Source organism: Paenibacillus agri (genome assembly GCF_013359945.1).
GTDB lineage: Bacteria > Bacillota > Bacilli > Paenibacillales > Paenibacillaceae > Paenibacillus_AQ > Paenibacillus_AQ agri.
Map to the genome: position 1 here is coordinate 173153 of NZ_JABWCS010000211.1, position 6740 is coordinate 179892.

Annotated in this window: 8 protein-coding genes; 3 read left to right on the plus strand and 5 right to left on the minus strand. The window is 41.2% G+C overall.

What is annotated here, in order from left to right; all coding sequences use genetic code 11:
* Positions 1-55: 55 nt before the first annotated feature.
* The 4 genes from HPT30_RS16340 to HPT30_RS16355 all read right to left on the minus strand — a co-directional run bounded on the left by HPT30_RS16340 (position 56) and on the right by HPT30_RS16355 (position 3169).
* Entirely contained in the window at positions 56-1093 is a 1038-nt protein-coding gene (locus HPT30_RS16340) for a sensor histidine kinase (protein ID WP_175372402.1), read from the minus strand.
* 4 nt (positions 1094-1097) lie between these two features.
* Positions 1098-1790, minus strand: coding sequence for a response regulator transcription factor (locus tag HPT30_RS16345; protein ID WP_175372403.1), 693 nt, complete (start codon positions 1788-1790; stop codon positions 1098-1100).
* Between the two features lie 6 nt (positions 1791-1796).
* Entirely contained in the window at positions 1797-2264 is a 468-nt protein-coding gene (locus tag HPT30_RS16350; protein WP_175372404.1) for a DoxX family membrane protein, read from the minus strand.
* Positions 2265-2329: 65 nt separating this feature from the next.
* Entirely contained in the window at positions 2330-3169 is an 840-nt protein-coding gene (locus tag HPT30_RS16355; protein WP_175372405.1) for a DM13 domain-containing protein, read from the minus strand.
* Between the two features lie 1095 nt (positions 3170-4264).
* On the opposite strand from HPT30_RS16355, the gene HPT30_RS16360 reads away from it, so the two are divergent.
* The 3 genes from HPT30_RS16360 to rplD all read left to right on the plus strand — a co-directional run bounded on the left by HPT30_RS16360 (position 4265) and on the right by rplD (position 6422).
* Complete coding sequence (locus HPT30_RS16360) at positions 4265-5305, plus strand: Cfr family 23S rRNA (adenine(2503)-C(8))-methyltransferase (protein WP_175372406.1); 1041 nt, start codon at positions 4265-4267, stop codon at positions 5303-5305.
* Positions 5302-5571 (plus strand): CD3324 family protein, encoded by a 270-nt coding sequence (locus tag HPT30_RS16365; protein WP_175372407.1) that lies wholly within the window; start codon positions 5302-5304, stop codon positions 5569-5571. The genes HPT30_RS16360 and HPT30_RS16365 overlap by 4 nt, the downstream gene beginning before the upstream one ends.
* A gap of 221 nt (positions 5572-5792) precedes the next feature.
* Positions 5793-6422 (plus strand): 50S ribosomal protein L4, encoded by a 630-nt coding sequence (rplD, locus tag HPT30_RS16370; protein ID WP_175372408.1) that lies wholly within the window; start codon positions 5793-5795, stop codon positions 6420-6422.
* A gap of 109 nt (positions 6423-6531) precedes the next feature.
* Here rplD and HPT30_RS29590 read toward each other — a convergent pair.
* Positions 6532-6740: TetR family transcriptional regulator C-terminal domain-containing protein (locus HPT30_RS29590; protein ID WP_376767041.1), on the minus strand; the 209-nt coding region annotated here is incomplete at its 5' end.

Here is a 6740-nt window from a genome sequence, read left to right on the forward strand (position 1 = left end):
GCACGAACACACGAAACCGCGGCTGCCAAGAAGAACAGATCTAGGCTGCCGCGGCTTACACCCGCTGATTCGGAATCTGAACCATAAAAGTACTTCCTATCCCTTGGCCCGAAGACACGGTCAGTTTGCCATGGATGAATTCGGTCAGCTCCTTGGCAATCGCAAGTCCTAATCCAGAGCCACCGTACTGCTGATTTCGGGATTTTTCAACACGATAAAATCGTTCGAAAATTCTTTCCAGTTCATCTTCAGGAATTCCAATTCCTTCGTCTTTAACTTCCATATACGTGAACGTATTATCACAATAGATATGAAGCTTAATACTGGTTCCTGGTTTGGAGAATTTGATAGCATTTCCTACTAAATTATATAGAATCCGTTGAATACACACCTTGTCTGTTACAACAGATACACAGTCCTCGTTAATTTGTACATCAATTAGCCGGTTCTCTCGCGAGATTTGGGCTTCAAATGCTTGCAAGGTATCCAGGATCAGCTCATCAATCCACACAACTTCCGGCTTATAAGCTATTTCCTTATCGTCTATGGCTGCGATAGCCAATAGCTCATTGGCAAATGAAACCACCCGTTCCGTTTGCTTCCCAATTCCAAGCAAATAGTTCCGAACCTCGGCGGGATCAGTGACCACTTCATCGACCAGAGCCTCCGAGTAAGACCGGATAGAGGCAATCGGGGTTTTAATATCATGGGATAGATTAGCAATCAGTTCATTCCGGCGGCGTTCTTCGTCCTGAAGGGCTTTGATTTTCGCTTTAATTTCAAGTCCCATATCGTTCATAGATTCAGCAAGCTCTCTAAGCTCCACTACCCGGCTCTTATTTAAATGCTGATCATAGTGCCCTTTGGAGATCCCCTGACTCTGCCGGTTCAGCTGGGCAATATTCCGTGTCATAGGGAAAATAAACAGTGAATTAATTAACAATGACAGTACACTGGACGAAACCGTAATCATCATTGCCATCCTGAGCCTGTCATAGTCCAGGAACATCTGTTTATACGCAACAAATAGCAGCAGTGTCACGATGATTAAACTAATCAGATACGATAAAAAAACCAATGTCCGCAGCTTCATGACACTACTCTCCTTCTCTTTTGAACTGATATCCCAACCCCCACACGGTTTTAATGAATATCGGCTCCTGACCGGCTTTTGAAGCGATCTTCTCCCGCAAATGATGGATATGAACATTGACGGTATTAGCGTCCTCATAGTATTCATATCCCCATACTTCTTTCAGTAATTCTGACTTTGGAATAACACGATGCTTCTCCTGAGCAAGGAACCACAATAGATCAAATTCTTTATTGGTGAGATCAAGCGTCTCTCCATAAAGCTTTGCCACCCGCTCTTCCCGGTTCAGATACAATTCCCCTTCATTAAGGAAGGCTACCCGAGGCTTCGACTTTTGGGATCGCTTGATAATATTTTTTATGCGGAAAACAAGCTCTCGTGGGCTGAATGGCTTGGTCATATAATCATCTGCTCCTAAAGTCAGCCCGTATAACGTGTCTTTCTCCTGATTTAAAGCAGTCAAAAATAAAAATGGAATATCTAAACCTTGATTTTGGAGCGACTCTATAAATTCATAGCCATTCATTTTAGGCATCATCACATCAATGATTATAAAATCGATAGCATGGTTATGAACAACATGCATAGCTTCCTCTCCATTGCTCGCTGTATACACCCTATAGCCATCATTCTGTAAATATAACTTACAAACATCTACTATGGGTTGTTCGTCATCAACAATCAATATGGATAACAACGATGATCACATCCTTTTTTCTGCACCATTCCAGTCTTTCCACCATTTCGCATAAAGCCAGCGTTCCACACTCACGTAAGCTGTAAACCTCTTCCCCGTAAGAAGTAAGGTTGCCATAAGTATATCTGTCGGATAGGTAAATATCATATCTGCCAATATATAATTAGCGTTCACGAACACCGACATGACTAGCGCAGGTACAATAAATAAACCCGCTATAAGCCCAATCCCGATCAGGATTTCACCCCAAGGGATTACAACATCGAAGACTTCTGAAAAGGGACTAACGACGTGACTGAAAAATGCTTTGTACCATTCAGGGGAATCATGATTTGCTGCAATGACCGGGATTAAGCTTTCAACGCCAAAACCGCCTGAAAGCTTATCATAACCGGATTTAAGCCACATCCAGCCGAACAGAACACGAATTACACTTAATATCCAGCCGGCTATTTTTTGAGTAGCCTTTATCATTACTATAATCTCCTTTTAAAAAAGGTACCATCCTCAAAATAAGTATGGTACCCATCCTATTTATTTTAGCTGAGATCTGCTGTGCCAAATACCACGTGGGCTTTATCGCAGTAGATCACAATGGAATCATAATCATTCAGATTGGCTCCCGCCAGGTCGAAGGTCTGCTCACTCTTTTCCAGGTCAATCTTGCCCAAGCTCTTACCCATTTGCACATCTTTCCCCTTCGTCAGGTAGATATGAAGGTCTGGACCTTTAGACGTTTTGAAGTTCGTCAGCATGACCTTGCCATCCTTGATTTCTACATTACCTTCAGATATTTGCTTGTTGCTGCCGCTCAGCATGCCCGTCTTCGTGACCATTGCCGAAGATGTCGCTGGTTTATCCATTGGTGTATCTGTCAAATCTGCTGCCCCGAATGTAACATGTGCTTTATCGCAATAGATAATAACGGAATCATAATCGTTCAGATTGGCTCCCGCCAGATCGAAGGTCTGCTCGCTCTTTTCCAGGTCAATCTTGCCCAAGCTCTTACCCGTCTGCACGTCTTTGCCCTTCGTCAGGTAGATGTGGAGGTCTGGACCTTTGGATGTTTTGAAATTCGTCAGCATGATCTTGCCATCCTTGATTTCCACATTACCTTCAGATATTTGCTTGTTACTGCCGCTCAGCATGCCATACTTCACCATCATTGCAGTAGTTTCCTGACTGTTCCCTGCATTGGTATTAGAAGCTGCTTTATCAGGTGAATCAGAGCCCGGCATGGCGGTTGCCGTCGCTGTTGCGGCCGCATTCCCAGTAGTGGATGTGTTAGTTGCTTTGTTAGATGCTGTGTTATCTGCTCCGCAACCCGCCAAAGCTATGGATAAGGCCACTATTGCTGTTGTTGTCGCTAATAATTTCATCTTTCGTCATCTCCTCAGTAGTTTTATGATTCTGTATTTTGCTTACAGTTGAATTGTAGAACAAGCCTTTTGCAATTGTAATTAAACGCCCATTACAACTTTCTTAATTAAGTATTAAGTCTTCTATAACAAAAATTCTTCAGGGTTCCTATATAAGACGAATTTTAGATTCTCACTCAAGGCTTGGTCGTCACTACGGTGGAATGTTTGGACTTCCGGCCGTTGTTGTCTCCAGATTTTTCTGATTATACCGCTATTCGCGGATAAAATCCGGAGACAGCCTGTGCTTCCGATGCGAGCTTTCCTGCAGAAAGCTTTCAGACGAGCGCTACGCTCCTACAGTTCCAAACCTCCCCCTTCGTTCCTCCCCGCCCTCTGTTAATTTCTTTCATTCGTCTTATATAGATTGAAAAAAAAAGGTTGCTGTGCTAAACTATCAGCAACTTTGTTGACAGGGGTTGAGGAGAGTAATGTAAAATTTCTTGCTTAGTTAGAGAAGATAAAACATCATTTGTTTTATTCTTTTTAGGCAAGGAAGTTACTTATTCTCTTCACTCAAAGTTATACATTACTAATCCAGTCACGCTTTTAAGGAATAGTGTATTTATTTGGGCTACAAGAAGGGAAACTTTCTTGTAGCCCATTTTGTTTTGCCAGATATCACCACTGAAATTGTGAGTCTGTAATACAGCAATAGACTTTTATCTTAAGGAGGCTTTCAAAATGTTTGAGGTTGTACATGTACAAGTGAACTGTTCATTATCCGTTGGCACGGTTCACGATCACAATAAACGGATGCCGGAGCATTTTCCATCTATTGATAGATGCACATAGCAACTTAGCTACAAGCTTCGTGGATTATAACTATATAAATTGAACCTAAGATCTTTATACGGAGCAAGAACGTCATTACGGGAAATGTTTGGACTTTCGGCCGCTGTTGTCTCCAGATTTCTTTTATTTGTACTGCTCCTACAGTTCCAAACTTTCCCTTCAATCCTTTCTCCTTTTTGATTTTCCAGTTCAATCTTTATAGTTGGTCAATGTTCATGTTCGATATCGGACATTTTCTCCGGCTCAAGAGGAGAAAAACACATGAAATCAACTTCGAAATACGAAATGATACAGCAAATACTGACTGACTTAAAACAACCCGCATATCGTTTTCAACAAATCGCGGACGCAATCTTTAAACAAAGAATTGGCGAGTATGATCGAATGACTATATTACCCAAAGAGATACGAAAGGAATTAATTAAACATCTTGGTGAACAGGTTTTGGGCTTAACCCCAGTCATTCAAAAAACATCTGTACAAGTGAACAAGGTGCTTTTTGCTATTCAAGGCGGTGAACATATTGAAGCCGTTCAATTATGCTATGAGCGCGGTTGGAAATCCTATTGTATTTCCAGTCAGTGCGGATGCGGGTATGGCTGTAGCTTCTGTGCTACGGGGACAATTGGATTGAAGCGAAATCTGACAGCTGATGAAATAACTGATCAATTGTTATATTTCCATCTAAACGGTCATGTCTTGGATAGTGTTTCATTTATGGGCATGGGCGAAGCGTTAGCCAATCCCAACATCTTCGACACGCTTAAGATGCTAACGGATCCACGGATTTTCGCCTTAGGCCATCGAAGAATTACTGTTTCTACCATCGGAATCCTGCCGGGTATCGAGCGTCTGACTACGGAATTCCCGCAGATTAACCTTACTTTCTCGCTGCACTCTCCAATCGACGAGCAGCGCAGTAAGTTAATGCCTATTAACAATCGATTTCCTCTTCATGATGTGTTGAACAAACTGGATCAGCACATTTGCGCTACAGGCAGAAAAGTATATATTGCCTATATTTTGCTTCGCGGAGAGAACGACTCCAATGAGCATGCAGAAGCTATGGCTGCTTTGTTAAAGAACAGAGGGCCGTGGGAACATTTATATCATGTTAATCTGATCCCCTACAATGCAACCGCCGTAACGCCTGAGAGCTTTCATCAATCGGACAAGGAGCGTGTACAAAGATTTGTCAGCATCCTGAAATCAAAAGGAATTAAAGTCACTGTACGGACGCAATTCGGAACGGACATTGATGCAGCATGCGGACAACTCTACGGAAGGGGTGAAAGTACATGAGGTATATCAACGCTAATAAAATTCTTCCAAAAGAATTAATTTTAAAATTGCAAAATTTTGTTCATGGTGAGTACATCTACATTCCCGCAATAGAAGATCAGCATAAACATTGGGGTGAACGTTCTGGCTCGCGAGAAGAGATTGATAACCGGAATCTTGAAATCATAGAAGCCTATACTTCCGGTTCTTCGATTCAAGATCTTGCCGAAGTTTACTGTCTTTCTGTTTATGCTATAAGAAAGATAATTTATAGCAAATCAGACTAAATGCATAATCAATTTCGCCATCGCCACGCCCTAGCTTTAGGGCTGCGGTGGCTTTTTTATTACAGCTAATCCTCGTTGTTATACCAAATAATACAGAGCCATTTTGTGTATAGTTTATGTAATTTTTATCTGTTAACCTTACAAATATCGTTATTAATTCGATTAAAGTCACTGATATTTTCAAACCTATCGTGACTGTTTACAGTCTGGAGGAAAGAACAATGTTGAAGGTCAATGTTTTTGATATGGGGGGTAATATTGTTGATGAAATGGAACTTGAAGAATCCATATTCGGGATTATTCCCAATGAGTCTGTTATGCATGAAGCAGTTGTTAACTATCTGGCAAATCAACGCAGAGGAACACAATCCGCATTAACACGCGGTGAAGTTCGAGGAGGTGGCCGAAAACCGTATAAGCAGAATAAAATTGATAGATCTAGAGCAGGTTCAATTCGTATGCCACATTGGCGTGGCGGAGGCGTTGTATTCGCTCCCAAACCTCGCGACTACAGCTACAAACTTAATAAAAAGGTTAAGCGACTTGCTATTAAATCTGCGCTATCTAGTAAAGTACAGAGCCAGGAACTTATTGTTGTTGACGAGATCAAATTAGAGAATTACAGAACAAAATCTATTGTCGCTATGCTTAATGCCCTTGGAGCAAATAAAAAATCCCTGATCGTTAAACCATCGATGGACCCTATTGTATTTAAAAGCGCCAATAACATACCTGGTGTAGAAACTGCCGTAGCTGATTCCCTTAATGTATATACCATTTTGAAGTATGAGAAATTAATAATTACGAAAGCAGCTATGAATATGATTACGGAAATGTACTCTTCATTTTAGGTCTGTTACATTAATATCTAAATAAAAAAAGTACATTAGATATAATATCTAATGTACTTTCATCAAACGTTGATTTTATCGCTATTCAGAGAAGTTTTAACGTTCTCGGTCATATCCTCGTTACATTCTGATCAGTACTAGTCTTTAAACAACAATTCTGCAAATAGGACGCAAAGCATGCTGTATTGATCTGCATATGCTTGTTATCCCCATCCAATTTGCTGAGCAAAATGCCTCCTTCCAACAAGGAAAATGCAAATGAAGCAAGCGCATCCGAATCCAGATCTCCCCTAAACTCCCCAGCTTTAATCCCGTCAC

Excerpts from the sequence above, each read along its gene's own strand:
- HPT30_RS16360 (WP_175372406.1), top strand. The coding sequence starts at position 4,265 with ATGAAATCAACTTCGAAATACGAAATGATACAGCAAATACTGACTGAC.
- HPT30_RS16350 (WP_175372404.1), bottom strand. The coding sequence starts at position 2,264 with ATGATAAAGGCTACTCAAAAAATAGCCGGCTGGATATTAAGTGTAATT.
- HPT30_RS16365 (WP_175372407.1), top strand. The coding sequence starts at position 5,302 with ATGAGGTATATCAACGCTAATAAAATTCTTCCAAAAGAATTAATTTTA.
- HPT30_RS16340 (WP_175372402.1), bottom strand. The coding sequence starts at position 1,093 with ATGAAGCTGCGGACATTGGTTTTTTTATCGTATCTGATTAGTTTAATC.
- HPT30_RS16355 (WP_175372405.1), bottom strand. The coding sequence starts at position 3,169 with ATGAAATTATTAGCGACAACAACAGCAATAGTGGCCTTATCCATAGCT.
- rplD (WP_175372408.1), top strand. The coding sequence starts at position 5,793 with ATGTTGAAGGTCAATGTTTTTGATATGGGGGGTAATATTGTTGATGAA.